Here is a 1,704-nt window from a genome sequence, read left to right on the forward strand (position 1 = left end):
CCGCCATCACGCCGAAGAGCACGCCGAGCAGCAGCAGCTGCGGTCCGGCCGGGGCGCCGCCGTCGACGAACTGCGGCAGGAAGGCGACGAAGAAGACGATGGTCTTCGGGTTGGTCGCGCCGACGATGAAGCCGGTCCTCACCGACGCGAGCCCGCTGCGGGCCGGTTGCCCGGCCCCGTCGCCGGCCGCAGCCAGGGCGGCTCGGGCGTCGCCGCGGTGCCGGATGGCCTGGACGCCGAGGTAGACGACGTAGGCCGCGCCGGCGAGCTTGAGCACGGTGAACGCGGTCGCCGACGCAGCGACGACCGCGCCGAGGCCGACGGCGACCAGCACCACCTGGGCGACGAGGCCGAGCGCGTTGCCGACGACCGAGAGCAGTGCGTCCCGCCGCCCGACCGTCAGCGCGCGGCCGATGGTGAACAGCAGGCTCGGCCCCGGCACCTGGATGAACAGGAACGAGGCGACCGCGAAGGCGGCGAGCTGGCTGGTCGAGGGCATGGTCGAAGTATCCGGCACGCGCGGCCTCGGTGACGACCTGATTGACCCATGCCGGGCGTCACACCCCCGCCGACACCTCAGGGGGTCGGGTGCCGTGCCGATCGGCGAGGCATGGAGCCCGACTGCCCGCCGTGGTGCGTGACCGACGCCGCCGAGCACGAGAAGGACGACCCGGGCGCGTGGCTGCACGAGGGGCCGCGTTTCGGGCTGCTGCGCACGTGGTGCCTGGACGGTGCCGAGCCGGTCTTCAGCGCGACCTTCGCGGAGCCGGTGGCGGAGGCCGGTGAGCTGGACGCCGACGAGCTGCGCCAGCTGGCCACCGACGCGCTCGACGCTGCGATGTGGATGGACCGGGCGGCGCGACAGGTGCCGGGCGGGTCGACCGGCGCCCAGCCGTCGGTCGTGGACCTGGTGCGCGCTGCGCACGCCCGGGCGACCCGCTCGGCCTGAGCCCGACCGCCCGGTCAGGCAGCGGCGGGCTCGCCCCCGAAGCCGATCTCGTTGCCGTCCGGGTCGCGGTAGGTCGTCTTGCGCACGCCGTTGTCGTAGGTCTCGGTCGACGCCGGCTCCAGCCCGCGGTCCGCGATCGCCTCGACCCACGCGTCGAGGTCGTCCACGAACAGCGTGTGCCGCGCGTGCCCGGCGTGCTCGGGCAGCACCTCGGTGAACAGGTAGCGGTGCTCGGCGAGGTCCCACACCGCCTCGACCTCGTTCGGCTGGAAGGACGGCGGCGCACCGAGCAGCCGGGAGTACCACTCCACCGCACGCTCGTGGTCGCTGACCGGGCAGCCGGCGAACAGGTCGATGCTCACCCCGCACACCCTAGCTAGGGACGTGGCGGCAGCCAGGGACGCGGCGGCCGCAGGCCCAGGGCCGCGGCGGAGCGGACCGCGTCAGTGAGCGTGGTGAGCGCCGGGCTGTCGAGGCGCCACCGCTGCCAGAAGAGCGGTACGTCGACCGGCCGGCCGCCCGGCAGGCGCACCACCTCGCCGGAAGCCAGCCCCGGCTGCAGCTGGGCGTCGAGCAGCATCCCCCAGCCCAGTCCCGCCAGCACCGCCTCGTGGAAGTCCGCCGTGCTCGGCACCCGGTGCACGACCGGCGGCCGGGCGGAACCGTGCGCGACGAGCACCTCGTCCTGCAGGTGGTCCTTCTCGTTGAACACCACGACCGGCATCGCCGCCCAGTCGACCGACCGGCCACGGCGG

General features: G+C 74.5%; 4 protein-coding genes. 1 reads left to right on the top strand and 3 read right to left on the bottom strand.

Annotated features, from left to right (window positions below; all coding sequences use genetic code 11):
• Positions 1-499, bottom strand: a 499-nt coding sequence (locus tag L615_RS22320) for a LysE family translocator (protein WP_145726512.1), incomplete at its 3' end; no start/stop codon positions are given.
• A 111-nt stretch (positions 500-610) separates the two neighbouring features.
• Here L615_RS22320 and L615_RS22325 point away from each other — a divergent pair.
• Positions 611-949 carry a hypothetical protein gene (locus tag L615_RS22325; RefSeq protein ID WP_145726513.1) on the top strand — a complete coding sequence of 113 codons (339 nt, stop codon included), beginning with the start codon at positions 611-613 and terminating at the stop codon, positions 947-949.
• A gap of 14 nt (positions 950-963) precedes the next feature.
• Here L615_RS22325 and L615_RS22330 read toward each other — a convergent pair whose 3' ends face one another.
• A complete protein-coding gene (locus L615_RS22330; protein WP_028656102.1) occupies positions 964-1,311 on the bottom strand; it encodes a VOC family protein in 348 nt (115 codons plus the stop codon).
• A 14-nt stretch (positions 1,312-1,325) separates the two neighbouring features.
• A partial coding sequence (locus tag L615_RS24525) for a LysR substrate-binding domain-containing protein (RefSeq protein WP_261376825.1) occupies positions 1,326-1,704 on the bottom strand: 379 nt, incomplete at its 5' end.

It is taken from the genome of Nocardioides sp. J9, from assembly GCF_007829375.1.
Taxonomy (GTDB): Bacteria; Actinomycetota; Actinomycetes; order Propionibacteriales; family Nocardioidaceae; genus Nocardioides.

What these genes read in the sequence shown, in the direction of transcription:
- L615_RS22325 (WP_145726513.1), top strand. Translation starts at nt 611, where the DNA reads ATGGAGCCCGACTGCCCGCCGTGGTGCGTGACCGACGCCGCCGAGCAC.